The 25,529-nt window shown below is 71.9% G+C and carries 25 protein-coding genes; 8 read left to right on the top strand and 17 right to left on the bottom strand.

The genetic code is table 11. The features are described from left to right. Positions 1 to 28 precede the first annotated feature (28 nt). Genes N1031_RS13765 through N1031_RS13745 form a run of 5 tightly spaced genes read right to left on the bottom strand, consistent with a single transcriptional unit; the run spans position 29 to position 6,365 of the window. Positions 29 to 2,026, bottom strand: a complete 1,998-nt coding sequence (locus N1031_RS13765; RefSeq protein WP_259480268.1) for a hydantoinase B/oxoprolinase family protein — start codon at positions 2,024 to 2,026, stop codon at positions 29 to 31. Then, positions 2,023 to 4,056, bottom strand: a complete 2,034-nt coding sequence (locus N1031_RS13760) for a hydantoinase/oxoprolinase family protein (RefSeq protein WP_259480267.1) — start codon at positions 4,054 to 4,056, stop codon at positions 2,023 to 2,025. Before N1031_RS13760 ends, N1031_RS13765 begins: the two co-directional genes overlap by 4 nt. Positions 4,057 to 4,067: 11 nt before the next feature. Continuing rightward, the gene (locus tag N1031_RS13755) at positions 4,068 to 4,289 is read right to left on the bottom strand and encodes a hypothetical protein (protein WP_259480266.1); all 222 of its coding nucleotides are present in this window, start codon (positions 4,287 to 4,289) and stop codon (positions 4,068 to 4,070) included. A 49-nt stretch (positions 4,290 to 4,338) separates the two neighbouring features. Then, positions 4,339 to 5,196, bottom strand: coding sequence for an SDR family NAD(P)-dependent oxidoreductase (locus N1031_RS13750; protein ID WP_259480265.1), 858 nt, complete (start codon positions 5,194 to 5,196; stop codon positions 4,339 to 4,341). Beyond that, positions 5,196 to 6,365: a flavin reductase gene (locus N1031_RS13745; protein WP_259480264.1), complete on the bottom strand. Its 1,170-nt coding sequence runs from the start codon at positions 6,363 to 6,365 to the stop codon at positions 5,196 to 5,198. The genes N1031_RS13750 and N1031_RS13745 overlap by 1 nt, the downstream gene beginning before the upstream one ends. Before the next feature lie 112 nt (positions 6,366 to 6,477). Here N1031_RS13745 and N1031_RS13740 point away from each other — a divergent pair, with 112 nt between their 5' ends. Both N1031_RS13740 and N1031_RS13735 read left to right on the top strand, forming a co-directional pair. Continuing rightward, on the top strand, positions 6,478 to 6,897 hold the full coding sequence (locus tag N1031_RS13740) for a cupin domain-containing protein (protein ID WP_259480263.1): 420 nt from the start codon (positions 6,478 to 6,480) through the stop codon (positions 6,895 to 6,897). Beyond that, entirely contained in the window at positions 6,894 to 8,480 is a 1,587-nt protein-coding gene (locus N1031_RS13735; protein WP_259480262.1) for an FAD-binding oxidoreductase, read from the top strand. Before N1031_RS13740 ends, N1031_RS13735 begins: the two co-directional genes overlap by 4 nt. 30 nt (positions 8,481 to 8,510) lie before the next feature. On the opposite strand, the gene N1031_RS13730 is transcribed toward N1031_RS13735, so the two are convergent. The 11 genes from N1031_RS13730 to N1031_RS13680 form a co-directional block, all read right to left on the bottom strand. Further along, entirely contained in the window at positions 8,511 to 9,641 is a 1,131-nt protein-coding gene (locus N1031_RS13730) for an alcohol dehydrogenase catalytic domain-containing protein (RefSeq protein ID WP_259480261.1), read from the bottom strand. Continuing rightward, complete coding sequence (locus tag N1031_RS13725) at positions 9,638 to 10,486, bottom strand: SDR family NAD(P)-dependent oxidoreductase (RefSeq protein ID WP_259480260.1); 849 nt, start codon at positions 10,484 to 10,486, stop codon at positions 9,638 to 9,640. Before N1031_RS13725 ends, N1031_RS13730 begins: the two co-directional genes overlap by 4 nt. Before the next feature lie 29 nt (positions 10,487 to 10,515). After that, a complete protein-coding gene (locus N1031_RS13720) occupies positions 10,516 to 11,901 on the bottom strand; it encodes an FAD-binding oxidoreductase (RefSeq protein WP_259480259.1) in 1,386 nt (461 codons plus the stop codon). A gap of 41 nt (positions 11,902 to 11,942) precedes the next feature. Continuing rightward, positions 11,943 to 13,508 carry an FAD-binding oxidoreductase gene (locus tag N1031_RS13715; protein WP_259480258.1) on the bottom strand — a complete coding sequence of 522 codons (1,566 nt, stop codon included), beginning with the start codon at positions 13,506 to 13,508 and terminating at the stop codon, positions 11,943 to 11,945. Next, on the bottom strand, positions 13,505 to 14,260 hold the full coding sequence (locus N1031_RS13710) for a carboxymuconolactone decarboxylase family protein (protein WP_259480257.1): 756 nt from the start codon (positions 14,258 to 14,260) through the stop codon (positions 13,505 to 13,507). Before N1031_RS13710 ends, N1031_RS13715 begins: the two co-directional genes overlap by 4 nt. Then, complete coding sequence (locus N1031_RS13705) at positions 14,257 to 15,195, bottom strand: NAD(P)-dependent oxidoreductase (protein ID WP_259480256.1); 939 nt, start codon at positions 15,193 to 15,195, stop codon at positions 14,257 to 14,259. Before N1031_RS13705 ends, N1031_RS13710 begins: the two co-directional genes overlap by 4 nt. Further along, positions 15,192 to 15,599: a carboxymuconolactone decarboxylase family protein gene (locus N1031_RS13700; RefSeq protein WP_259480255.1), complete on the bottom strand. Its 408-nt coding sequence runs from the start codon at positions 15,597 to 15,599 to the stop codon at positions 15,192 to 15,194. The genes N1031_RS13705 and N1031_RS13700 overlap by 4 nt, the downstream gene beginning before the upstream one ends. 4 nt (positions 15,600 to 15,603) lie before the next feature. Continuing rightward, positions 15,604 to 16,545, bottom strand: coding sequence for an NAD(P)-dependent oxidoreductase (locus tag N1031_RS13695; protein WP_259480254.1), 942 nt, complete (start codon positions 16,543 to 16,545; stop codon positions 15,604 to 15,606). A gap of 1 nt (position 16,546) precedes the next feature. Then, positions 16,547 to 17,395 carry an N-acyl homoserine lactonase family protein gene (locus N1031_RS13690; RefSeq protein ID WP_259480253.1) on the bottom strand — a complete coding sequence of 283 codons (849 nt, stop codon included), beginning with the start codon at positions 17,393 to 17,395 and terminating at the stop codon, positions 16,547 to 16,549. Then, positions 17,392 to 18,324, bottom strand: a complete 933-nt coding sequence (locus tag N1031_RS13685) for an NAD(P)H-binding protein (RefSeq protein WP_259480252.1) — start codon at positions 18,322 to 18,324, stop codon at positions 17,392 to 17,394. The genes N1031_RS13690 and N1031_RS13685 overlap by 4 nt, the downstream gene beginning before the upstream one ends. A 108-nt stretch (positions 18,325 to 18,432) precedes the next feature. After that, a complete protein-coding gene (locus N1031_RS13680) occupies positions 18,433 to 19,272 on the bottom strand; it encodes an SDR family NAD(P)-dependent oxidoreductase (protein ID WP_259480251.1) in 840 nt (279 codons plus the stop codon). Between the two features lie 193 nt (positions 19,273 to 19,465). Between N1031_RS13680 and N1031_RS13675 the strand changes: the two genes are divergently transcribed. From N1031_RS13675 to N1031_RS13650, 6 genes are all read left to right on the top strand, one after another. Further along, a complete protein-coding gene (locus N1031_RS13675; RefSeq protein ID WP_259480250.1) occupies positions 19,466 to 20,185 on the top strand; it encodes a GntR family transcriptional regulator in 720 nt (239 codons plus the stop codon). A 91-nt stretch (positions 20,186 to 20,276) separates the two neighbouring features. After that, on the top strand, positions 20,277 to 21,323 hold the full coding sequence (locus N1031_RS13670; RefSeq protein WP_259480249.1) for an ABC transporter substrate-binding protein: 1,047 nt from the start codon (positions 20,277 to 20,279) through the stop codon (positions 21,321 to 21,323). 2 nt (positions 21,324 to 21,325) lie between these two features. Continuing rightward, entirely contained in the window at positions 21,326 to 22,171 is an 846-nt protein-coding gene (locus N1031_RS13665) for an ABC transporter permease (RefSeq protein ID WP_259480248.1), read from the top strand. Next, entirely contained in the window at positions 22,171 to 23,037 is an 867-nt protein-coding gene (locus N1031_RS13660) for an ABC transporter permease (protein ID WP_259480247.1), read from the top strand. Before N1031_RS13665 ends, N1031_RS13660 begins: the two co-directional genes overlap by 1 nt. A gap of 11 nt (positions 23,038 to 23,048) precedes the next feature. Continuing rightward, complete coding sequence (locus N1031_RS13655) at positions 23,049 to 23,894, top strand: ABC transporter ATP-binding protein (RefSeq protein WP_259480246.1); 846 nt, start codon at positions 23,049 to 23,051, stop codon at positions 23,892 to 23,894. A gap of 2 nt (positions 23,895 to 23,896) precedes the next feature. After that, positions 23,897 to 24,982 (top strand): zinc-binding dehydrogenase, encoded by a 1,086-nt coding sequence (locus tag N1031_RS13650; RefSeq protein ID WP_259480245.1) that lies wholly within the window; start codon positions 23,897 to 23,899, stop codon positions 24,980 to 24,982. On the opposite strand, the gene N1031_RS13645 is transcribed toward N1031_RS13650, so the two are convergent. Next, a complete protein-coding gene (locus N1031_RS13645) occupies positions 24,971 to 25,456 on the bottom strand; it encodes a MarR family winged helix-turn-helix transcriptional regulator (RefSeq protein ID WP_259480244.1) in 486 nt (161 codons plus the stop codon). The two genes, N1031_RS13650 and N1031_RS13645, sit on opposite strands and share 12 nt — an antisense overlap. Positions 25,457 to 25,529 lie beyond the last annotated feature (73 nt).

The raw sequence follows: 25,529 nt of genomic DNA, 5'->3' as shown, positions 1-25,529 counted from the left end.
CCAATTCCGCGGGTCGTGCACCCAGGCTTTACAGAGAGCGGGATGCGCGGGGAGCGTCGCCGCCGGAGGTGCGCAGCGCGGCGCGCAGGCGCTCGGTGGCCGCCTCGTCGACGGCCAGCCCCTCCGGGTCGTCGTGCGGGTCGCCCGTCACGACCACCCCGTACAGCCGCGCTGCACCCTCGATCGTGACGTACTCGTCGCGCACGTCCACGAGCACCCTCGCGGGCTCCCGCTCGAGCGGATCGCCCCACCCGCCGGCGCCGTTCGTGATGTAGCGCAGCACCGACTGCGGCGTGCTCACGTTGGCGCCGCCGAAGGGGTACACGTAGCGGCCCGCCGAGCTCGGCGCGTTGCTCTGCTCGTCGACCACGCCCGCCCAGGCCGTGCCCTCAGCGAAGGAGTCACGGCCGGTGCCGGGCACTCGGGCGTGCCCCGCTCCGTCGGGCGGGAACATCCACACCCCGCCGTTCACCCCGTGGCCGCCGCCGTGCACGCCGAACCCCGTCACCGACCGGTGCCGCAGCTCGATGATGGAGTGCGCCGCATCCGTCAGCCACAGCGTGTCGCGCAGCATCGCGTTGCCGCCGCGGTGGAAGCCGGGCCCCGCGGTGTCGGCTACCGGCTCGTGCCGCAGCATCACCACCGGGCTCTCCTTCTCCACCGCCTCCACCGAGGGGGCGACGCCGTTGGCGAGGTACGACATGCACTGGGTGTCGGCGTCGCCGTGCCGGTTCGCGCCGAACGGGCCGATCTCGCCGCCGCACTGCATCGCCGAGACCCAGGGTGTGCCGTCCGGATGCGCGCCGAAGGCGGTGTGCAGATTGGTGCCCGCGCGGTCGCCCGCGATGGCCCGCTCGCCCAGCGCCTTCTCGAGCGCCATGAGCACCGTGGCCAGGATGACCTGGCTCTGCTCGAAGTAGAGGAACACGGCGCCGTCGGGCGGCAGCGCCGACACCACGGAGCCCTCGGGGATGACCAGGTCGATCGACCGGAACAGCCCCGAGTTGAACCGGCCGCGCGGGTCGACATTGTATTTGAGCGCGACGCCGACGGCGGTCTTCACCTCCCAGGCGGTGGCGTTCACCGAGGTGCGGGCCTGCCGGTGGGTGCCCGAGAAGTCCACCTCCACCCGCGAGCCGCGCTTGCGGATGGCCACGTGCACGGGGTAGCTCTCGGTGTCGTCGATGCCGTCGCAGTCGATGCCGTGCTCGGCCTCCCAGTCGCCGTCGGGCAGCTCGGCGAGCCCCACCGCCATGCGCTCCGCCGCCACGTCGGTCGCGTAGCGCATCGCCCCGTGGAAGGCCGCGAGCCCGTAGCGCTCGATCGACTCGCGCACGAGGCTCTCGCCGAGCTCCAGGCTCGAGCACACCGTCATCATGTCGGGGTGGAGCACCTCGGCCATGCGCACGTTGTCGAAGATGACGTTCCAGGTCTCCGGCACGCGGCGCCCCTGATCCACGAGCAGTCGGGGCGACAGCACGAGCCCGTTCTCGAACACGTTCTGCTTGGTGGCGCTGAAACCGCCGGGCACGGTGCCGCCCATGTCGAGCTGGTGGGCGTTGAGCGTGACGAACGCGGCGATCCGGCCGTCGACGAACACCGGCCGCGTGAACACGAGGTCGTTGTTGTGGTTGCCCGTGCGGTAGGGGTCGTTGGCGATGAGCACGTCGCCCGGGTTCAGCCGGTCGGCCCCGTACTCGCCCACCATCGTCGGTACGGCGTCGATGGTGGTGCCAGCCATGAGCACGATGCCGTTGCTCGCCGCCGGCACCGGGAACCCGAGCTCCTCGGGGCCGGCGACCGTGCAGGCGAGGTCGTAGAAGTCGCGCAGCACGGGCGAGAAGGCGCCGGTGAGCAGCCGGGCGCTCATGTGCTCGACCAGGTAGTCGAAGCGGTTGCCGAGCACGGTGGCGGTGTAGCGGTCGCAGTCGTAGCGCCGGGCGAAGGCGGCCTCGTCGAGGTCGCGGATGAGCAGGGCGGAGTCGCTGCGCGAGGTGGAGCCGGTGCGCGGTGCGGTGAGGGTCATGAGGCGCTCCTGGTGATGACGAGCTCGCCCGAGCGGCCGACGACGGCGGTCTGGCCGACCGCGACGAAGGTGGTGCTGAGCTCCTCGCGGATGACGGCGGGACCGGTGACGGTGGCGCCCACGGTGAGCGCCGACCGGGTGAACCACTCCACCTCGACGGGTTCGTCGAGCAGGTGGCGCAGCGTGGAGGTGCCCTCGGGCACCGCCGGGAACGGCTCGGCAGCGGGGGCCGGCGTGTAGTCGACCTTCTGCGACGGCACCACGATCTCGACCCGGTAGGTGACGCCCTCCACGGGGAAGGCGTCGAAGCGGTTGCCGTTGCGCGCCTCGTAGGCGTCGTGGAAGGCGCCGACCACGGCGCCGATGCTCTCCGCCGTCACGGCGCCCTCGGGGATCTGCACGAACGGCGTCTCCCAGCTCTGCCCCACGAGCCGCCCGTCGAAACTCCGCCGCACCGGCAGCCCCTCGGCCACCGGGCCCAGCCGCTCGCGCAGCCGCTGCTCCATGCCCCGGTACACCTCGTCGACGCCCGCGGCGCTCTCCGGTCCGAACACCACGTAGGCGCTCTCGGCCTCGTAGTACACCTGGTCGGCCGAGAGCAGCCCGATCGCCGAGAACAGGCCTGGATGCGGGGGCACCACCACCTCGCGCAGCGGCAGCAGCTCGAGGGCGGAGGGCAGCAGCATCCCGCCCGCCGCCCCGTACGACATGAGCGAGAAGTCGCGGATGTCGACACCGTGCCGCACGGCCACGTTGAGGATCTCCTCGGCCATGTGCGCCACGGCGAGCCGGTAGGCGGTGCGCACCCGCTCGGCGAACGGCACCGGGCTTTCCAGCGCCTCGAAGGCCCGGCGCGACGCCTCGACGTCGAGCTCGAACTCGCCTCCCGCGAAGCCCGCGGGGTCGAGGATGCCGATGAGAAGGGCCGCATCCGTCACCGTCGGCTGGGTACCCCCGCGACCGTAGCAGGCGGGGCCGGGCTCCGCCCCCGCGCTGCCCGGCCCCACGAGGATGCCGCCCGACGACGACACCGTCACCAGGCTGCCGCCGCCCGCACCCACGCTCGACACCTCGGTGGAGAGCGCGTTGATGATGAGGTCGTGCTCGATCTCGAAGGTGTTCTGCACGAAGGGGGCGCCGTCGACGATGATCGACACGTCGGTCGAGGTGCCGCCGACGTCGGCGCAGAGGATGTCGCGCCGGCCGATGGCCGCACCCAGGTGCCCGCTCGACACCGTGCCGGCGGCGGGGCCGGCGAACAGGATGCGGAAGGGCCGGTCGAGCGCCTCCTCCCACGGCAGCAGGTTGGCCGCGCAGTCGGCGAAGTTGAGCTGGCCGCCGAAGCCGAGCCCGCCGAGCTCGGAGTGCAGCCGGCCGGCGTAGTCGGTGAAGAGGAGTTTCATCACCACGTCGATCACGGTGGTGGAGGCCCGCTCGTACTCCTTGGCCAGCGGCGAGGTGGCCGACGAGATCGACACCTCCACCCCGTCGCCGAGCACCTCGCGCACGAGCTCGCGCAGCCGCAGCTCGTGGCGGTCGTCGACGTAGGCGTTGAGCAGGCAGATGGCGACTCCGTCGACGCCGCAGCGGCCCAGCACGGCGATCTCGTGGCGCGCCTGCTCCTCGTCGAGCTCGATGAGGGTGCCTCCGTCGGCGGTGGTGCGCTCGACGATGCCGCGCCGGAGGTAGCGCGGTACGAGCGGCCGGGCCGCGTCGCCGAAGCTGCGCCGCCACGAGGGGTCGGTCTGCGCGCTGAGCGGCCGGTGCACCGAGCCGCGGTCGAGCACGTCGCGGAAGCCGTCGGTGGTGAGCAGCCCCACCTTCGGCAGGCGCCGCTCGAGCACGGCGTTCAGGCCCATCGTGCTCGCGTGGTTGAACACGGTGCTGCGGTCGACGCCGAGCCGGCGGGCGCCCTCCACCACCGATCCGGCGGGGTCGCGCCGGCTGCTCGGCACCTTCGTCACCTCCACCCGGCCGTCGGTGATCGACACCACGTCGGTGAAGGTGCCGCCGACATCCACTCCGATCATCACCGCCCCCCTCAGACCGTGGTGCCGAGCGGCACGAAGGAGCCGAGCGGGGGCGCGGGCGTGCGCTCGAGCGAGGCGAGGCAGTCCTGGCACTTCACCACGGTCCACCACCCGCCCTCGCTCAGCGCGCGGTACGACCGCACGTCGTCGCCACCGCACTCGGGGCAGCGCGCGTCGACGGGTTCGCGCGAGACAGCGAGGCGCTCGGACCTCGGCCGGGGAAAGGTGTGCACGATCGGTTTCTCCTTCGAAACGGTGCCATCGGGATGAGGTGGGGGCTGGTCACATGACCATGCCCCCGTTGACGTTGACGGTCTGGCCGGTGATGAACTGCGCCTCGTCGCTGCAGAGGTAGACGATGGTGGCCGCCATCTCGGAGGGCGGCACCACGCGGGCGATGGGCTGGAGCGCCACCATCGAGGCGAGCAGCTCCTCGTCGTCGGGCAGCATGGGCGTGCGGGTGGCGGCCGGCGCCACGGCGTTCACGCGGATGTTCTCGCGCCCCACGAGGGCGGCGATCGCCCGGGTCATGCCGAGCACGCCGGCCTTGGCCGCGGGGTAGGCGGCGGCGAGCGGATACGGGGCGAGCGCCCCGACACTCGAGATCGTCACCACCGCCCCGCCGCGCTCGCCGTTTCCGCGCAGCAGCGGCAGCGCCGCCCGCGTGCACACGAAGGTGCCGGTGAGATTCACCCGCAGCACGAGCTCCCAGGCCTCGTCGTCGATCGTGGCGGGGTCGGGGTCGCTGTTGCCCTGGGTGAGCCGCCACGGGGCGTCGGAGATCCCGGCCGCCGTGACCAGCGCATCCAGCTGCCCGTGATCGCGCCCGATGCGGGCGAAGGCGGCATCGACCTGCGCACTGTCGGCCACGTCGGCCGCGAGTGGAGCGACCCGGTCGACGCCCGACCACAGCGCTTCGAGCGCGTCGGCGGAGCGGTCGAGCGCGTACACCTCGGCGCCCTCGGCCACGAGGCGCTCCACCACGGCGCGGCCGATTCCCGAGGCGGCGCCGGTGACGGCGGCGACGCGGCCGCCGAAGCGGCGCGCGCCCCAGGTCGCGACGTCGGTGTCTCCTACCCGCACGACGGCGGGATGCTCGGGGGCGGGCGTCTCCGCGGCGCGGGTCGAGGCCGCGGGCATCAGACTGCGGCCCCGCCGTGGAGGGCCGACTCCCGCGCCTGCGACTCCTCGGCCCGCGTCTCCTGCGGCCGCCGGGCGTGGGCCCCGAGCGTGCGCAGCACGAGCTCCACGTCGCCGGTCTCGTACCCCTTCACGATCGCGCGGTGGTCGTCGTGCAGCAGGTGCGTGGCGCGGGTGGAGTGACGGATGGAGCGCTGCTCGAGCGCGGGGAGGCGCAGACCCTTGTAGGTCTCGGTGAGGATGACGCTGCCCGCCAGGCCCACGAGGTACTCGTGGAAGGCCGCGTTCGCGCGGATCCAGCCCTCGGGGTCGCTGAACTCCTCGTCGACCGTGAACTCGAGCGTGGCGTCGAGCAGGCGCCGCAGTTCGGCGAGCTGCTCCGTGTCGGTCGAGCCGACCGTCTGGGCCGCCGCACCGATCTCGATGGCGAGCTTGGCGGCGTAGTAGTCGAAGATCACCTGGTCGGGCACCGGCTCCACCTCGAAGGTGGCACCCGTGCGGCGCACCAGCCCCTCGGCCGTGAGCGCCACGAGCGCTTGGTAGGTGCGGCCCACCTCGATCTCGAGCGCGGCCGCGATGCCCTCCGCGTCGAGCGGCACCGACACGTCGCTCACCGCTCCCACCACGAAGTCGCGCACCGCGTGCAGCGCCGCCGCGTCGGGCGCCGTCTCCATGCGGCCGAACGAGCCGCGGAAGTACGCCAGCGGGCTGCCCGGGGTCGACGACACCCGCACCACCCGGGCGAGGAAGACGAGGTGGGTACCGCCGCGCACCGTCTCGTCGACGACGCACTCGAAGTGGGCGATGCATCCGGAGACCAGCGGCACGCCCGCGTGACCGCGCTCGAAGGCGACGGTCTCGAACTTGCCCGGCGCCTTGCTCGCGAAGCGCTGGGCGATGGGGGCCGAGTCCTCGGCGAGCACGTTGACGGCGAAGGTGCCGCTCTTCACGATGGCCTGCGCCGTGGTGGAGGTGACGTTGAGGCAGATGAGCAGGCTCGGCGGCTCGTCGCTCAGCGAGCTCACCGCGCTCGCGGCCGCCCCGTAGTCCTCACCGTCGAGGTGGGTCGTGATGACCGTCACCCCGCTCGCGAACCTGCCCATGACGTCGCGGAACTCGCCCTTGCTCGGGCTCTCCGGAAGATCGGCGGTGATAAGTGTCTCTGTCATGTCTCGCCCCTTTGCGCTGACTGAGGCGATGCTAGCATTTGGTTACAAGAGCTACAACTATCTCGAGGCTCGACCCAGAGACCGGACGACGACGTCCGGGAAAGGCAGAAGCATGCGCATCGTCTCCGGCCGTTCCGGCTCCCCTTCGATCACCGCGAGCGGCACCTTCACCGGCCAGGTGCTGCAAGACCCGGTCATCACCGACCGCGCCGACGTGAAGATCAACACGGTGCTGTTCACCCCGTGCTCCCGCACCTACTGGCACCACCACGAGCACGGGCAGATCCTGCAGGTGTTCCGCGGTCAGGGCTACGTGTGCGGTGGCGACGGGGTGCCCCGCCTCATCGGCGAGGGAGACACGGTCTGGATCGAGCCGGGTGAGCGGCACTGGCACGGCGGCACGCAGGAGTCGCTTCTCGGGCACACCGCCATCACGCTCGGCGGCACCGAGTGGCTCGAGGAGGTCTCCGAGGAGGAGTACGCGGCGGCGGCCGTCACGACCGGCGCACTCGACGCGCCAGGTGCCTCGTGAGCGGCGCATCCCGTACCATCCGCCCCGAGCCCGCGGTGCTCACCGACGCCGCGCGCGACGAGCTGATCGCGCTGCTCGGCCGCGAGCGCATCCTGCTCACCGAGGCCGAGCGCGACGGCTACCGCGACCCCTACTGGTTCCACGACGACCGCAGCTACGACTCCTCGGCCGTCGTCTTCCCGCGGAGCGTGGAGGAGGTGCAGGAGGTGGTGCGCATCGCGGGCCGCCACGAGCTGCCGGTGTGGACGAGCTCGCAGGGCCGCAACAACGGCTACGGCGGCCCCTCCCCGCGCGTGGCGGGGTCGCTGCTCATCAGCCTGCGCGAGATGAACCGCATCCTGCACATCGACACCGAGCTGGCCTACGCCGTGGTGGAGCCCGGCGTGCGCTGGCTCGACCTGCACGCGGCGCTGCACGAGCAGGGCGACGAGCTCATGCTCTCGGTGCCCGACATCGGCTGGGGCTCGATCATCGGCAACTCCCTCGACAACGGCATGACCTACCTGCCCCTCGGCGCCGACTTCCAGGCGCCCACGGGCATGGAGGTGGTGCTCGCCGACGGCTCGCTGCTGCGCACCGGCATGGGCGCCCTCCCCGACTCGAAGTCGTGGCACATCTACAAGCGCGGGCTCGGGCCCTCGCTCGACGCCCTGTTCACCCAGTCGAACTACGGCATCGTCACCCGGATGGGCGTGTGGCTGCAGCGCCGGCCCCGCGTCTACGCGCCGCTCTACCTCTCCGTGCCGCGCGACCACCAGCTCGCCCAGGCGGTCGACATCATCCGCGAGCTGCGGCTCGACGGGGTGATCCGCGGCGTGCCCAACCTGCAGAACCTCATCACGATGGGCACGCAGTTCCCCGAGCACATGGGCATGTTCCCGGGCGCCGACCCCACCTGGCCGGAGGAGCGGCTCGACCAGCTCGCCGACGCCACCGGCATCGGGCGATGGGGCGTGCGCACCGCGCTCTGGGGCGACGGGCCGGTCGTCGACCACCACCTGGCGCGCATCCGGGAGGCCTGGGGCGCGATCGAGGGCTCACGGGTCGACGAGCTCGGCCGGTTCACGCCCGAGAACTGGGGCGAGATCAGCACCTTCATGCAGAAGATCTCGGCGGGCATCCCGACCATGGAGATGATGGAGCAGATGCCCGACTGGGTGGGGCACGTGGGCTTCTCGCCGATCGTGCCGCTCCAGGGCGCCGAGGTCGTGAGGGTCGTCGAGCGCATCAAGGCGCGGGTGGTGGAGCGCACCGGGGCGAACTTCGTGTGCGCCATCTTCCCCACCGGAGACCGCAGTGCGATGATCGTGTCGGCGATGAGCTTCGACCGCACGAACCGAGAGCACGTGGAGCAGACCTTCGAGACCGTGCGCATGCTCATCGAGGAGGTCGCGGAGCTCGGCTACGGCGAGTACCGCGCCCACCTCGACGTGATGGACCTCGCCGCCGAGCAGTACTCCTTCGGCGACCACGCCTACCGGCGCTTCGTCGAGGCCATCAAAGACGCCGTCGACCCGAAGGGCATCCTCTCCCCCGGCCGGCACGGCGTCTGGCCCGCCCGCTACCGCCCCACCGTCGACTGAACGAGGGGCGGATGCGCGGGGCGGGGCGGGTCAGTGGTCGAAGACGATGACGCCGCAGACGTCGGTGAGGGCGGCGGAGTTGTCGCGGGCGAGGTCGAGCTCGGCGAGGGGGTAGCGGCGGGTGAGGATGGGGGCGGGGTCGAGCAGGCCCCGCTCGAGGAGGCCCGTGTAGCGCTGCAGGTCGCTCTTCATGTGCACCTGCCCGTTCTGCGAGCTCAGGATGCGGCGGCTCTGCAGGGCGGTCTCCACCTGCGGCAGCGGCAGAGTGGCACCCCCGATCTCGAAGCCCGTGAGCACGGTGCGACCGCCCCGGCGCGAAGCCTGCACGGCGAAGCTCTGCGACACGGCGGGTCCGGCCGCCTCGAGCACCACGTCGGCGCCGCGCCCACCGGTGGCCTCGCGTACGGCGGCCAGCGCCCCGGCGAGCGCCTCCGACTCCCCTGCACCGGTCCCCGGGTCGACGAGCACGTCGGCGCCGAGCGCGCCCGCGAGCTCGCGCCGGCCCTCGTGCGGCTCCACCACCACGACGGTGCCGGCCCCCGCGATCCGGGCGGCCTGCAGCATCCACAGCCCCAGGTGCCCCGCCCCCACGATCGCGACCGACTCCCCGGGCTGCACCCGCGCCACGTTGAACACCGAGCCCACTCCCGTGCTGATGCCGCAGCCGAGCATCGACAACACGTCGGAGGGCAGCTCGCTCTCGACCGGGAACACCTGGTTCCCCGAGATCGACATGTACTCCGCATAGCCGCCGACGCAGCCGGCGCACGAGATGAGCGCGCCGTCGTCGCCGCGCGCGACGTCGGGGTAGATGCCCCCGAGGTCGAAGAGCTCACCGCACTGCCACGGCTCACCGATCGAGCAGTAGTAGCAGGCCCCGCACTCCGGCGTGCCGGGCACGACCACGCGCTGGCCGACCCGCAGCCCCGACACGGCCGACCCCACCTCCACGACCTCGCCGATCGAGGCGTGCCCGAGCACGGTGGGCGGGATCTTGTAGAGCTGCCCCTTCCAGTTCTTCACGTCGGTGGAGCAGAACGGGCTCGCGTGGGTCTTCACCACCACCCGCGTGGGGTCGAGGGGCAGCAGCTCCACCTCCTCTATCGAGAACGGCTGCTTGATCTCCCGAAGCACCCCGGCCTCGCCGCGCCAGGTGCTCATGCGCCGGCCCCCGCATCCGCCGACGCCGCCGCGCCCGACGTCTCCACCGGGTATTTCTCGAACGCCTCGCGGATGGCCGTCTGCCGCCCCTCGACGATGTGCCACCAGTCGGGATGCGTGAGGGCGTAGAGGTCGTCGTGCCGGATGGCCCGGGTGACGATGCGCCCGGCGTCGATCGGGTCGATCCAGCGCAGCCCGGCGGCGGCGCCCTCCGAGATGTCGACGTCTTCGAGCGCCCCCTCGGCGCCGGCGGGCCGGTTGCGCAGGCTGGTCTTGATGTTCGTGCGCACCGTTCCGGGTGCCAGGAGGGTCACGTGCACGGGCGAGCCGTCCTCGGCCAGCTCGAGCGCGAGCGCCTCGGTGAGCGCGGCCACGCCGTACTTCGTCACCGCGTAGGCTCCGGCTCCGGCCATCGGCGAGAACGACGCCATCGAACCGGTGTTGACGATGTGCCCGCCGTCGGGGTTCTTCTGCAGCAGCGGCAGGAAGGTGGTGACCCCGTGGATGACGCCCCAGAGGTTCACGTCGATGAGCCACTTCCAGTCGGCGAGCCGCAGGTCTGCGATGCGCGCGAGCGGCCCCACACCGGCGTTGTTGACGAGGATGCCCACGCTCCCGAAGCGCTCGACGGTCTCGGCCGCGAGCGCCTCGACGCTCGCGGGGTCGGTGACGTCTACCCGGATGCCTGTGGCGCCGATCTCGGCGGCCGTCGCGTCGAGCGCATCCTGTTGCACGTCGGCGATCACGACGGTGGCGCCCTCGGCGATGAGCTGCTCGGCGATGCCGCGGCCGATGCCCGAGGCCCCGCCCGTGACGACGGCGACGCGCCCTGCGATGGTGGTCATGGTGTGGATCCTCTCTGCAGCGCCCGGCCTCAGTTGCCGAAGCCGAAGGTGCCGGCCGGGTCGTAGCGCCGCCGCACCTCGGCCAGCTTCGCGGCCGTCTCGGCCGGCCAGAGCCGGGCGAACACGGCCGGGCTCGGGTGCCCCGCCCAGTTGTAGTTGATCTCGTCGTGGGAGTACTGCGCCACGGCGTCGAACAGCGCGGGCCCTGCCACGGGCAGCGCCTCGTCGTTGAGCCCGGGCACGACGGCGGCGATCACGAGCAGCGAGTACGCCGCACCCCGCCCGCCGATGGCGTTCGGCAGCACCGTGTCGCGGGCGATCGCGCCACCCAGCAGCCGCGTCTCGACGGTGGCGAAGGGCGACTCGGCCGACCCGCCCGCCTGCTCGAGGATGCGCTCCACGTAGTCGGCGTCGATCTCATCGAGGAACTCGCCCCGCTCCCAGATCGGCAGCGGCCCGAACGGTTCCGCGTGGATGGTGCCGCACTCCACGGTGGGCATCACACCGACCCCGTCGAGGTAGACGGGTGCCACGGCGCGCATCGGCGCGAGCAGCTCGGCGCCGCGGGTGCCGAGGCGCTCCGCATCCGCCCCCTCCTCCACGTAGGCGAAGCGCACGTGCGCGACGGTGCGGCCGAGCAGCGGCTCGGGCACCCCCTCGGGCGGCAGGCGCAGGATGGCGATGGAGGTGTTGGCCGACTCGGGCAGCGTCTTCGCCCAGTCGAGCCAGGCGCGGTGCACCTCGTCGATGTGCTCCTGCTCGAAGAAGAGTCCGCCTCCGTAGATCTCGGGCAGGGCGAGCACATCGAGCGTGAGTTCGGTGACCACGCCCAGGCCGACCTTGCCGCCCTTGAGCGCCCAGAACAGCTCGGGCTCGCTCTCGGCGCTCGCCACCACCACGCTGCCGTCTCCGATCACCACGCGGAACGCCACCGCGCGGTCGGCCGCCCAGCCGAGGGTGCGGCTGAGCGGCCCCACTCCCCCGCCGAGCACGAGTCCGACCGCGCCGACGCTCGGAGACGAGCCGGTCACGGCGGCGAGCCCGTGCTCGCCGAGGGCGGGCAGGATGTCCATCCAGCGCGCGCCCGCACCGATCGTGACGGTCGGCGCCGACGGGTCGACCACGATCGAGTCGAGACGGTGGGTGCGGATGAGCAGCCCGCCGTCGACCCCGCGGTACGAGCCGTGGCCGGTGGCCTGCACCACCACCTCGAGCCCGTGGGCCGCGGCGAAGCGCACGGCGGCCTGCACGTCGGCCTCCGAGGTGGCGCCGACGACGAGGTCGGGTGCCATGGGCGAGAGCGAGTTGAAGCCGTCGATCTCGGCCTGGTAGCCGTCGTCGCCGCGTTCGAACAGGGGTCCGCCGAGCTCGGACCGGAGGGCGGCGAGATCGGCCGCGGAGATCTGGTGGGGCATCGTTGCTCCTCGACTGCAGGAAAGGGTGGGTGGCGGACTGGTCAGGGGGTGCGCCGGTTGGCGGGCCAGATGCCGTGCCGGCCGGGAGAGAGGATGCCCTCCGGGTCGACGGCGTCTTTGATGCGCTCGACGAAGCGCCGGTAGGCGTGGTCGCCGAAGGAGTACTCGGCCGCGGCCTCGTCCATGAAGTCGAGGTGGGCCCGGTACTCGCCGTAGCCGCGCTCGCCGAGCTCGCGGATCATCGTCTTCACGGTGCGGTAGGCCGCCCGGGTGTCGGAGTCGTTGCCGGTGTCGAAGCCGAACCCGCCCACCACGAGGGCGGTGCGCTCGTTGGCGACGCAGATGCCCACGAGAAAGCTCGCGGTGGTCTCGCGCTTCACGATCGACTCCATCAGCCCGATCACCTCGGCCATCTGGCTGCCCACCAGCGGCACGGCCGGCGAGAAGCCCACGTGTCCGAAGCCGGGCGGCATCGACTCGAGCATGTCGAGGTTCGGGATGCCCGCCTGCACCTTGTCGGCGAACTCCTCGATCTGGTCCCACTCCCCGCGGAGGAAGGTGCGGTGGTGGTCGACCCGCGCCCCGTCGATGGCCGACCAGGCCTCGGTGATGCGCTCGATCTGGCGGGCGACCACGACCTCGTCGCCCCAGACGGCGGTGCGCATGCCCCACCGGCCGACCCCGGTGGCGTCGGCCAGCGCATCCAGCTGCTCCTCGCCCAGCGTGCCCTCGGCCTGCATGGGGCCGAGGAGCTCTGGGAAGTGGGAGGCGAGCGTGAGGGTGTTCTGCATCACGGGCACGCCGCGCACGAGGCCGCTCAACCGCAGTTCGCGCAGCACGTCGATCGCCTGCTCGAGCTGGTGCGTGCGCGGCACGGTGAGGAAGAGCGGCGCGTAGGCGTCGGGCTTGCGCATGAGCCAGTAGCCCATCTTCGTGACGATGCCGAAGTTCGACTGCACGAACAGCGGGTCGAGCACGGGGCCGAGTCCGCGTTTGTAGGTGTGCCAGGCCTTCGAGCCCGGGATGCCGCCCATGCCGGTGCGCAGCAGCGAGCCGTCGGCGAGCACCACCTCCATGCCCGTGGGCGCCTGGAAGTCGACGCCGAGCGGCAGGTACGTGAGGCCGCTGTCGAGCGAGTTGCCCACCACCGAGCCCCAGCCGAGGTCGGGCACCGACACCAGCAGGTCGTCGTGCCCGGCCTCGGCCAGGGCGGCGTGCAGCTCCATCCAGCTCACACCCGGCTCCACCACGGCGTAGGCGAGAACGGGGTCGATCTCGAGCACGCGGTTCATGCGGCGGAGGCTCACGAGCACCGAGCCGGCGACCCGCGGCGAGGGGCCACCGTAGCCGTTGTTGCGGCCCTGCGACGAGACCCACAGCGGCACCCCCAGCTCGCCGGCGAGGCGCACCACGCCCTGTACCTGCTCGGTGCTCGACGGGTAGAGCACCGCCGAGGAGTCGTAGCTGCGGTCGCCCTTGATCCAGTACGGGTCGGCGTACTCGTCGCGGCCGGCGCGGTCGGTGACCACGGCGTCGTCGCCGAGCAGCTCGCGGAAGCGGCGCTCCGCCTCGGCGCTCAGCTCGTAGGGAGTGGCATCGGGGGTCATGACCGTCTCCGCGCCTCCTCGGCGAGCACCGGCGCCGCCTCGAACACCCCGTGCATCCCGAGGGTCGCGGCGATCTCCATCACCTCGACGATCTCGGCCGCGGTGGCGCCGTAGCGCACCGCGTTCTCGATGTGAAGGCGCAGGCCCGAGGTGTAGAGGTGGGTGGCCGCAGTGTCGAAGGCGATGTACATGAACTCCTTCACCTTGGGCTCGAGCGGCCCGCTCACCCACGGCACCGACGAGAACTCGGTGTAGGCGTCGAAGAACTCGGGTGCGAGCTCGAGGATCTCGTTCCAGAAGCTGTGCCAGTAGCCGCGCTTCTCGGTGAACTCCGCCTTGAGCCGCTCCTGGTACTCGTCGAGCTCGGCGGCGCCGTCGCGCAGCCCCTCCTGCTCGAGCACGTCGACGAGGATGGGCACCCCGATGTTCATGGAGTGGATGCCGAGGGTGGCGCAGCACTCCAGCACCTCCATCACCTCGGCGGGCGTGGCTCCGGCCTCGAGGGCGCGCCGGATGTGGCCGCGCACCGGGGGCAGGTAGAGGTGCGTGGAGTTGGCCGCCACCGCGAGGCGCACGAAGTGCCGCACCTTCTCGGGGAGCGCGCCGACCCGGTCGGGCACCGCGGCGAGGCGGGAGTAGGCGGCCAGGAACCCGGGGTCGAGGTCGAGCACGGCCTGCGTGCCGGCGTCCCACTCGCCGTGGGCGGCCTCGTAGTCGCGCCGGATCTCCGCCCGGCGGTCGTCGTCGCTCATGCCGCGCTCCCCTCGGCCGTCCCGTGCGCGCCCGAGTCGGCGCGCGCATCCGCCCGGCCCTGCTGCCGCAGCCACTTCGCCACCTCGGTGTGGTCGGCCCCCTGTCCGAGCTCGGCGTCGGCGGTGCTCCAGTGCTCGACCGCCCGGTCGCTGAGGGTGTGCGGCACGCCGAGGCTCTCGGCGAGGCCGGTGGCGATGCGCATGTCCTTCAGCATCAGTCCGAGCCCGAAGCCCGAGTCGTAGCTCTCGCCCACGATGAAGTTCGGCCACTTCAGCTGGGTCGAGCCGCTGCGGCCGCTCGAGGTGTTGATGGCGTCGAGCATCACGGACGGGTCGAGCCCGAAGGCGATGCCCGTGAGCATCGCCTCGCTGGTGACCCAGAGGTGCGCCGCCGACATGAGGTTGTTGATGGCCTTGAGCGCGTGGCCGGCCCCCACCGGGCCCACGAGCGCCGGCTTGCCGAGCACCTCGAGCACGCCCCGCGCCTCGGCGAGATCGGCCTCGGCACCGCCGACCATGATGGTGAGCGTACCGGCCACGGCTCCCTTGACTCCGCCGCTCACGGGGGCATCGATGAGTCTCGCCCCGCCGGCCGCGACCGCCTCGGCCAGCGCCCGGGTGCGCAGGGGCTCCGAGGAGCTCATGTCGATGAAGAGGGTGCCCGGCCGCACCGCGGCGAGCACGCCGCCGTCGCCGATCGTGACCGCCTCGACGACGCCCGAGTTCGGGAGCATGAGGATGACGAGGTCGGCCTGCGCGGCCGCCTCGGCGGCGGTCGCCGCGGTGCGCCCGCCCGCCCGCTGCAGCCGCTCGCGCGCCGCCTCCGCCAGGTCGAAGCCGATCACCTCGTGGCCCGCCGCCACGAGGCGCTCGGCCATGGGCGTGCCCATGTTGCCGAGCCCCACGAAGGCGACGGAGGCGCGGGAGCCGCTCACAGCTCCCCCGCCGTCTTCATCTCGGTGAGCTTGGCCTCCGCGACCCGGAACGACTCCAGGGCCGCGGGCACCCCCACGTACACCGCGGTCTGCAGCAGCGCCTCCTGGATCTCCTCGACCGTCACGCCGTTGCGCACCGCGCCGCGCACGTGCACACCCAGCTCGTGCGGGCGGTTGAGCGCCGTGAGCATCACGAGGTTGAGCAGGCTCCGGGTGCGCCGGTCGAGGCCCTCCCTGGTCCAGGTGGCCCCCCAGCAGTACTCGGTGACGAGCTCCTGGATCGGCCTCGAGAACTCGGTCACCTGACCGAGCGACCGGTCGACGTGCGCCGCACCGAGCACCTCGCGGCGCACCGTGAGGCCCGCCTCGTAGGTCTCCTGCCTGGTCGACTCGCTGTTGGTCATCTGTTCAGTCCTTCGTGTCGGTGGTTCGGTCGGCGTCGCCGCCGGCGGAGCCCGGGTCGGGGTCGTGCAGCCGCACACCGCCCGAGACGTCGCCGATCGCGTCGACGACGGTGTTGCTGATCTGGTCGGCGTAGCCGAGGGCCTGGGCGAGACCGAAGCTCGCGAGCGGGCCCGAGGAGTTGGGCGAGGCCACGCCGAGCTCGTGCAGATGGTCGACGTAGAGCACGACGTCCTTCATCATGAGCGCGTTGGTGAGCCCGCCCTTGAGGTAGTCGCCCGTGATGATCTTCGGAAAGCGGTTGAGCGTGGCGAAGTTCACCCCCGAGCTGGCGTTCAGCACGTCGAGCACGGTGGCGAGGTCGAGGCCTGCCTTCTTGGCCGCCACCATCACCTCGGCCGTGGCGGAGAGGCTGATGGCGTTGAGGAAGTTGTTGAGCAGCTTGGTGCTGTGCCCGGCGCCCGGGCCACCCATGTGGAACACGTTCGTGGCGAAATGCGCGAGCGCGGGCCGCACCCGGTCGAGCGCCTCGGTGTCACCGCCCACCATGAGGGTGAGCGCGCCTTTCTCGGCCGCCGCGGCGCCGCCCGAGATGCCGGCGTCGAGGTAGTCGACGCCCACCTCGGCGAGCCGGGCCTGGATGCGCTGGGTCGAGGCCGGCGAGGCCGTGCTGAGGTCGACCACCACGGCCCCCTCGGCGAGTGCCGGAATGAACGAGCCGTCCTGCAGCACCACCCGCTCGACCACTTTGCTGTCGGGGAGCGAGAGGAACACGACGTCGCTGGCGCCCGCCACCTCCGCCGCCGAGTCGGCCGGGGTCGCCCCCGCCGCCTCGACGGCGGGCCGTTGCATGTCGAAGCCGAGCACCTCCACCCCGCCGTCGACGAGGCGACGGGTCATGCGGCCGCCCATGTTGCCGAGGCCGATGAAGCCGATGCGGTCTGCCATCTCAGGCGTCCTTTCCGGTCTGTGCGGGAGTCGAGGGCGCGTCCGCCGGCCCGCCGATGGTGGCCGCGATGCCCGCGAGCGGGCCCGAGGTCACGGGGGTGAAGCGGTCGAGGGTTCCGGGGTCGTGACCGCACACGAGGTGCCTGACACCCGCATCCAGCAGGTCCCGGATGCGGTCGAAGCCGGAGTACATCGCCGGCAGGTCGGCCACGAAGGCGAACGGCATGTCGTCGTCGAGCTCCTCGTAGTAGTGCACGGCGTCGGAGGCGAGCAGCACCTCGCCCTCGCTCGTGGAGATGCGTGCGATGGCCTGGCCGGGCGTGTGGCCGCCCACCTCGATCAGCTCGATGCCCGGCGCCACCTCGTAGGAGCCGGTGAACGCGGTCACCCGTCCTTCGTCGAGAGCGGCGCGGAGCGCGTCGATCTCCTCGGGCTCGGTCGACCAGGCGAACTGGACGCGCGTGCCCATGGCCGAGAGCCAGAAGTCGAGCTCGGCCTGGGCGATGACGATCTGCGCCTTCGGGAAGAGCGCGAGGTTGCCGATGTGGTCGTAGTGCGCGTGCGTCACCACGAGGGTCTGCGGCGCCTCGACGTCTATGCCCAGGGCGGCATACACCGAGGCGACCTCGGCCACGAAGGTGCGGTTGCGGTTCTCGGCGCCCGCCGGCGAGAAGCCGGTGTCGAAGAGCACGGTGCGCTCGGCGTTCCGCGCGATCCACACGAAATAGTCCATGTCGATCGGGCTGTCGGGAAGGCCGTGCACGTGATAGTTGAGAAAGACCTCGGCGCGGTGACCGTGCCGGGTGCCGTACTTGACGATGGTGAACTCGTACTCCGACCCGGCGCTCATGCGGGCTCCCCCTGCGGCACCGGCGGCCAGCCCGCGCGGCGTTCGAGCATGAGGTCGCGGAGCGCCACCGGCGGCCGGCCCGTGAACCGCTCCACCACATCCGTCAGCCGGCCCAGGTGACCCGCGCGGATCATGCGGCCGAAGGTGACCATGCCGTCGCTGGCCCAGGGCACGGGCGAGTTCGAGAAGTCTCCGGAGGCGTCGCGGGGCACGCCGAGGGCGTCCCACATCGCGTACATCTCGTCGTCGCTGAGGTCGACGATCTCGATGGTGGCGCCGCTCAGCTCGGCGATCATCTCGCCCACCTGGCGGTAGCTCAGCAGCTCGGGGCCCGTGACGTCGTAGGCGGTGTCGGGTTCGCCGGCGCCGGCCATGATCGCCGCGGCGACCGCGGCGACGTCGGAGCGTGCGACGAACCCCACGAGGCCGTCCCCCGCGTTGCCGATGCTGCGGCCCGAGGTGATGGCGATGGCCGCCTGATTCTCGGCCATCGCGTCCGCGTACTGGTTGTTGCGCAAGAAGTTCCAGGTGAGGCCGCTCTCGCGGATGAGGGCCTCGGTGACCTTGTGGTCGGCCACCTCGACCGAGTTCACCTCGGGGCGCTCGGTGCCGATGAAGGAGGTGTAGACCACGTGCGAGACTCCCGCCTCCACGGCGGCTTCGACGGCGGTGCGGTGCTGCCGCTGGCGGTTCGGGCCCGCCTCCATCGCCGAGACGAGGAAGAGACGGTCGCCCCCGCGGAACGCCTCCACCAGGGCCTCGCGATCGTCGTAGCCCGCCCGGCGCGCGTCGACGCCGCGCGCCCGCCAGCGGTCCAGCACCGCCTCGTCGCGGCTCGTGACGATGAGCCCCGAGGGCCCGCTCTCCGCCAGCAGCTGCTCGGCGACCGCGGCGGAGACGAAGCCCCCCACGCCGGTGACGATGTTCATGCGGTTTCCCCTTCGAAACTGCTCCCCCGCGTCGGTGCGGGTTCCATCCCATGCTTGCTCACAGATTGTATGATGTCAATATCGTATGACAATCTGACTCCGCCTCCATCAGCGACTCGCGGCGAACGCCTCGAACAGCCCGGCATCGACCGAGGCCGTGTCCCAGAGCCCCGCTCCTCCGCCGTAGCGGTTCGTGTTCTGCACGCTCGCCCCGCCGTCGACGCTGAGCACCGCGCCGGTGATGTACGACGAGTCATCGGAGAGCAGGAAGGCGACGGCCGCCGCCACCTCGTCGGGCTCCCCGGCGCGGCGCAGCGGCGAGGTGCTCGCCCTTTTCTTCATGTCCTGGATGCCCGCCTCACCGAAGATGGGGGTGGGCACGATCCCCGGCGCCACGCCGTTCACGCGCACCCCGATGGGGCCGGCGTAGACGGCGGCGCCGTGCACGAGTCCCACCACTCCGTGCTTCGAGGTGGTGTAGGCGAGCAGGTCGGCCGCCCCGCGCAGGCTCGCGATGGAGGCCGTCACGACGATCGACCCCGTGCCGCCGGTCTCGGCGAAGTGACGCAGGGCGCCGCGGGTGCCGAGGAACGGGCCGCGCAGATTCACCGCCATCACCGCATCCCACTCGTCGACCGCGGCGTCGGTGAGCTGCACGCCCGGGCGGCCGGCGATGCCGGCGTTGAGGTGGTGCAGGTCGGCCGAGCCGAAGGTCTGCACGGCGGCCTCGAGGTAGGCGTCGACGCCGGCCTCGGTCGAGACGTCGGCGCCCACGCCGATCGCGTCGCCGTCGAGCGCGTCGGCGGCGGCCTTCGCCCGGTCTCCGTCGAGGTCGACGATCACGAGCTTCGCGCCCGCCGCCGAGAGCCGCTCGACCACCGCCGAGCCGATTCCCCCGACACCGCCGGTCACGATCGCGACCTTGCCCTCGAGCCCTGCGTACGTCATCGTGCCGCCCTTCCGATCAGCCGCCTTCGGCTGCCTCCGAGGGGCCGGATGCGCCTTCGCACCCCGTCACCGACCCGGATTGTCTGACAATAGTATATTCTCGATCGGAGTCGCCGCCGCAAGCGGCAGTCCTCCCGGCGTGATGCGCAGCCCCGCTGTATGATCGGCACACATCTCGCTGCAAGGGAGTCTCATGTCCGCTCCGAACACTCTCGCCCAGGCCTGGTCGAGCGCCCACGTCGACCGCGTGGCGGCGCCGCTGCGCGAGCAGGTCATCTCCGCCCTGCGGGCTGCGATCCTCGACTTCACACTCCGCCCCGGTCAGCGACTGGTGGAGCGGGAGCTCATCGAGCAGCTCGGCGTGTCGCGCACCACCATCCGCGAGGCGCTGCGCGAGCTCACCAGCGAGGGGCTCGTCACCGTGGTGCCGCAGCGCGGAGCCATCGTCAGCGCGCCGTCGCTGGCCGAGGCCGAAGACCTTTACGACATCAGGGCGGTGCTCGAGTCGGTGCTGGTGGAGCGCTTCGTCGAGCGCGCCACCGACGAGCAGATCGCCCGCCTGCACGACGCCGTGGAGTACTTCGCGGTGACGACGGCGGGCACGGCCGAGATCCGCGTCGTGCTCGACGCCAAGGACAAGCTCTACGAGGTGCTCATCGAGGGGGCGGGGAGCCCCGCTCTCACGAACATCATCGAGGGCATCCAGGCCAGGGTGCGCATCCTGAGGGCCACCTCGATGAGCGAGCCGGGCCGCGCCGAGGAGGCTGCGGAGGAGCTACGGTCGATGGCTGCCGCCGCCGACCGGCGCGATGCGAGCGAGGCGGCGAGGCTCTGCGCCACCCACGTGCGGAACGCCTCCAAGACCGCGCTGAAGCACCTGCGCGAGGCGGAGAAGTCCCCCGCGTTCGACTGAGCGGCGGCACGCCGACGGCTTGACCATTCAGCCTGATCATCATATTGTCTGACAAACACATGATCAGTGACTCAATGGAGAGGAAGACGTCATGCCTGCACGCCCACAGCACTCCCGGGCCCTGCGATCCGCGATCGGAGGGGCGCTCGCGATAGGACTGGCCGCCTCGCTCGCCGCCTGCTCGGGAGGCTCCGCCTCCCCCGACTCCACCACCGGCTCAGGCTCCGGTTCGGGTGACACCGGCTTCGTCGCCGGCGACCCCAGCGCCCCCGAGATCACCGAGGTGGCGCTCACCGGCATCAAGGGGCCGGGCACCATCCCCCTGCAGTACGCCGCCGACGAGACCGGGCCCGAGTTCGGGCTCACCATCGAGCCCTTCTTCGTCGACAACAGCGGCGTGGCCGTCACCTCGGTGATCTCGGGCGACGCCGCCGCGGCCAACACCTCGTACTTCGGCGTCATCGACGCTATCAACCAGGGCCTTGAACTCGTCGTCATCGCCGAGGGCTGGGCGTCGACCCCACTCACCGGGTCGCTCGAGGCGCTCCCGTCGTCGGGCATCACCGAGCTGGCCGACCTCGAGGGCAAGACCGTCAACGTCATCTCGCTGAGCAGCAGCCACGCCATCAAGCTGCGCGACGCCATGCTCACCGAGGGTCTCGACCCCGACGCCGTGAACTGGGTGGAGCTGCCCTACGGCGAGGTCGCCGCCGCGCTCGAGCAGGGCACGGTCGACGCCTCCAGCGCCGTCGGGCCCACGCTCGCCGCGGTGCGGGCGCTCGGCAGTGTGAACGTGTTCGACTACGGCTCGGGCGAGTACGAGGGCATGGCCGAGTCGGGCTGGGTCGCCTCGCGCGAGTTCGTGGAGCAGAACCCCAACACCGTCGCCGCCATCCAGTGCTCTCTGTTCGCCGCGCAGGGCGCCATCGCCGCCGACCGCGCGCTGTTCGAGCAGCAGTTCTCGGCCTTCCTCGGGGCCCCCGAGGCGGTCGCCGCCGCCGAGGTCATGCTGAACTACCAGAGCGAGAACCGGCTCGACGAGATCCAGCGCAACGCCGACGTGTACTTCTCCAGCGGCAGGCTCGACGAGGAGTTCGACTTCTCGGCGCACGTGCTGCCGGCGCCCGAGAGCTGCTGACGGTGGCGTTCGCCGTGCAGCCCTCGATCGCCGCACCGCCCGGGCGCGCACCGCGCGCCCGGCGGTCGCCGCGGCGCACCGCGCTCTGGCGGGGGCTCGCCGGCGTGGTGGGCCTCGCGCTGGTGCTCGAGATCGTGTCGCGCTCCGGCCTGGTGAACCCGGCCTTCCTCCCCCCGTTCTCGAGCGTGCTCACCAAGTCGGTGCTGCTCTGGGGCGAGGCCGACTTCCGGGCCGACGTGCTCGCGACCCTCCTCACCTACCTCTACGGCATGCTCATCGCGGCGGCGATCGCGATCCCGCTCGGCATGGTGCTCGGGCTGTTCGGGCCGGCCTACCGGGCCGCGCGCGCCGTCATCGAGCTGATGCGGCCCATCCCGCCCGTCGCCCTGGTGCCGCTGGTGCTGCTCGTGCTCGGCGCCGGGCTCGAGATGAAGCTCGTCATCGTGGTGTTCGCCGCGGTGTGGCCCATCATGTTCAACACGCTCTACGGCGTGCACGACGTCGACCCCTACGCCAAGGAGATGGCGCGCAGCTTCGGCGTCGGCCGCTTCGGCGTCGTGCGCCGCGTGGTGCTGCCGTCGGCCGCCCCGTTCGTGATGACGGGCATCCGCATCGCCTCGTCGATCGCGCTCATCGTGGTGATCACCGTCGAGCTCATCGCGGGCGGCGCCCAGGGCATCGGAGCGTTCATCTCGCGGGAGCGTGCCTTCAGCGACGCCGAGTCCTACCTCGCGGTGCTCGCCGCGACCGTGACGGCGGGGCTGCTCGGCCTCGTCATCAACCTCGTCATCGGCTGGGTGGAGCGACGCTGGTTCAGTTGGGACTCGACCACGAGGGAGATGAGCTGATGGCCGCGACCCTCCCTGCCGGCGCCGCGTCCGCGGGCCGCGCACCCCGCGCATCCGGAGACCGGGCGGGAGCACGGCACGCCCGCAGCGCCCTCGTGAGCGTGGCCTACTTCGTGGTGCCGCTCGCCGTGATCGTGGTGCTCTGGCAGCTGGCGACCACGGCGAACCCGTCCCCGTTCTTCCCCCCGCCGATCGCGATCGCCGAGAACCTGGTGGGGCTGCTGTTCGGGGGCGGTCAGATCGTCACCCCGGTGTTCACGGGCGACTTCCTCACCACGGTCGGGCGGATGCTCGCGGGCTACGCCATCGGCGCGGCCTGGGGCGTGGTGGTGGGCACCGCGATGGGGCTCAGCCGGGCCTCGCGCGAGACCGTCACGCCGATCGTGGAGTTCCTGCGATCGATCCCGGCCACGGCCACGCTGCCGCTGTTCATCATCCTGCTCGGCGGCGGAGACGACATGCGGGTGATCTTCATCGCCTACGGCGTCTCGTGGTTCGTGCTCATCAACACAGCCTCCGGCGTGGGGTCGATCCACCGCACGCTGCTCGACGTGGGGCGCGTGTTCCGCGTCTCGCCCGCGCGGCGGCTGTTCTCCATCGTGCTGCCGGCCGCGAGCCCCAAGATCTTCGCGGGGCTCCGCATCGCGAGCACGGCGGCGCTGCTGCTCGCGATCGTGTCGGAGTTCATCCTCGCCACGAACGGCATCGGGTTCCAGCTCATCCAGGCGCAAGGGCGGTTCCAGCTGCTCGACATGTGGTCGTGGATGCTCGCACTGGCGCTGCTCGGACTCCTCCTCAACACCCTCCTCGACCTCATCGAGCGGCGCACGCTGTCGTGGCACCGCCTGTCTCGGCAGAAGCTCTGAAAGGGGCCAGCATGACCGACACCTCCCTCTCCCGTTCGTCCGCCGGCGCCGCCTCCGCGTCCGGTGGGCCGGCCGCCGGCGTCGCCACCGCCGCGGTGCTCGTCGACCACGTCTCGCACACCTACGGGCGCGGCGACAGCGCCCACCACGCCATCCGCGACCTCGCGTTCTCGGTGCAGCCGAAGGAGTTCGTCTCCATCGTGGGCCCCTCGGGCGCGGGCAAGACCACGCTGCTCCGCACGCTCGCCGGGCTGCTGCAGCCCACGGAAGGGGCGGTGTGGGTGAACGGCGTGCGCAACACCGGGGTGCCCGAGGGCATGGCGATGGTCTTCCAGGATTACAGCCGCTCGCTGCTGCCGTGGCTCTCCGTGGAGCGGAACGTGGCGTTCCCGCTCGCCGGCAGCCATCACGTGCCCAAGCCCGAGCGCCGCGCGATCGTGGCGGAAGCCCTCGAGGCCGTGGGGCTGAAGGGCTTCGAGAAGCGCTACCCCTGGCAGCTCTCCGGCGGCATGCAGCAGCGCGTCGCGATCGCGCGGGCGCTGGCCTACCGGCCGAAGCTGCTGCTCATGGACGAACCGTTCGCCTCCGTCGACGCGCAGACCCGCGAGGGACTCGAAGACCTCGTGCTGAGCATCCGCGACCGCTACGAGATGACCATCCTGTTCGTCACCCATGACATCGACGAGAGCGTGTACCTCGCCGACCGCGTGCTCGTGCTCTCGCGGCCGCCGGCGACGCTCGTGGAGGACATCCGCGTGGTGCTCGCCGAACCGCGCGACCAGATCACCACGCGGGAGGACCCCGAGTTCATCCAGCTGCGCGGGCACGTGGCGCGCCTCATCCACGGATCGCACTGAGCGTGCGCGCCCGGGCGGCGGTGCTCACCGAGTTCGAGAGCCCGTTCCACGTCGGCGAGGTGGAGCTCTCCGGCCCCGGGCCGGGGCAGCTCGTGGTGCGCATGACCGCCGCCCCGTTCTGCTCCACCGACTGGATGGGGTGGCGCGCCATGCGGCGCAAGGTGCCGCCCGTCATCCTGGGCCACACCGCCGTGGGCGTGGTCGGCTCCGTCGGTGCGGGCGTCACCGATCTCGCAGCGGGCACCCGGGTGCTCGTGGCGGGCACGCCGCAGTGCGGCGAGTGCTTCTATTGCGGCATCGGTCGGCCCGACCAGTGCTCGGTGCTGCTCGAGGGCGGCGACCCCGTGGTGGGCGCCCTGCCCGACGGCCGGCCCGTGCGGGCGGCCGGCCGCGTCGGGGCGTATGCCGAGCACCTGCTCGTCGACCGCATCCAGGTGCACCGCCTGCCCGACGAGCTCGGCGACGAGGTGGCGTGCCTGCTGGGCTGCGGCATCTCCACCGCGCTGGGCGCCGTGTTCACGATCGCCGAGGTGCAGCCGGGACAGTCGGTCGCGGTGGTCGGTCTCGGGCATCTGGGGCTCTGGGCCGTGCAGGGCGCCCGCCTGGCGGGTGCGGGGAGCATCATCGCGGTCGACGGGCACCCGGCACGGCGTGCGCTCGCCGGGCGGCTGGGCGCGACCGCGCTCGTCGACGCCTTCCGGGGCGATCCCGTCGAGCACGTGCGGGCGCTCACCGAAGGCCGCGGCGCCGACGTCGTGATCGAGGCCGCCGGCCCTGCCCTGGCCACCCGGCAGGCGGTCGAGATGGCGCGCCGCGCCGGTACCGTGGTGCTCGCGGGGGTGGCGCACTCCGCCACGGAGGTGCCGCTGCCCCAGCTGCAGCTCACCGTGCACGGCAAGCGCCTGCTCGGCTGCCAGAACGGTCAGATGACGCCCGACGTCGATCTGCCGCGGTGGATGGCGCTGCTCGCCTCGGGCGAGCTCGACCCCACCCCGTTCCTCGGACGCGACTACCGCCTCGACGAGATCGACACCGTCGCCCGCCGCTCGCTCGCGCTCGACGACCTCACGGGCGTGCTACACCCCTGAGTCAGCCTGCTGCGGTGCGCCCCGCCGCGACTCGGCGGCGAGCGCCTCCGCGATCTCGCCGAGCACCTCCACCGCCACCTGCAGCCGCGTGTCGTCGGCGCTCGACAGCGGCGCCAGGTGCTCCGCCCACACCCTCCGGTACCCCGCCAGATTCGCCACGGCCTGCTTCGTCGCGTACACCCGCACCTCGCGCCCGTCGCCCTCGGCGGTGCCCTTCTCGGCGAGCCCCTTCTCCACCAGCGCCGCGATCCGCGCGCTCGTGTTGCTCTTGTGCTGCCCGAACGCCCGTGCGATCTCGGTGACGGTGGTGCCGGGCTCCTCCATGATGATGCGCATGATGTCGGCCTCCGACCGCGTCACGTGGATGAGCCCCGGATGCGGCACGGTCACCTCCCGCTGCAGGTAGCGGAACGAGTCGATCACGCGCTCGCCGAGCTCGCCCAGGAGCTCGTCGCGGGGCCGGGTGCCGGTCATTGCACGAGTGTATCCCCGCCCCCGTGCGGATCGCTTGCAGGCTCACCGGGCGATCTATATAGTTATAGTTACT

It is taken from the genome of Herbiconiux moechotypicola, from assembly GCF_024979255.1.
Taxonomy (GTDB): Bacteria; Actinomycetota; Actinomycetes; order Actinomycetales; family Microbacteriaceae; genus Herbiconiux; species Herbiconiux moechotypicola.
Note: the sequence above shows the minus strand (reverse complement) of the source record. Positions and strands in the feature narration are given on the sequence as shown.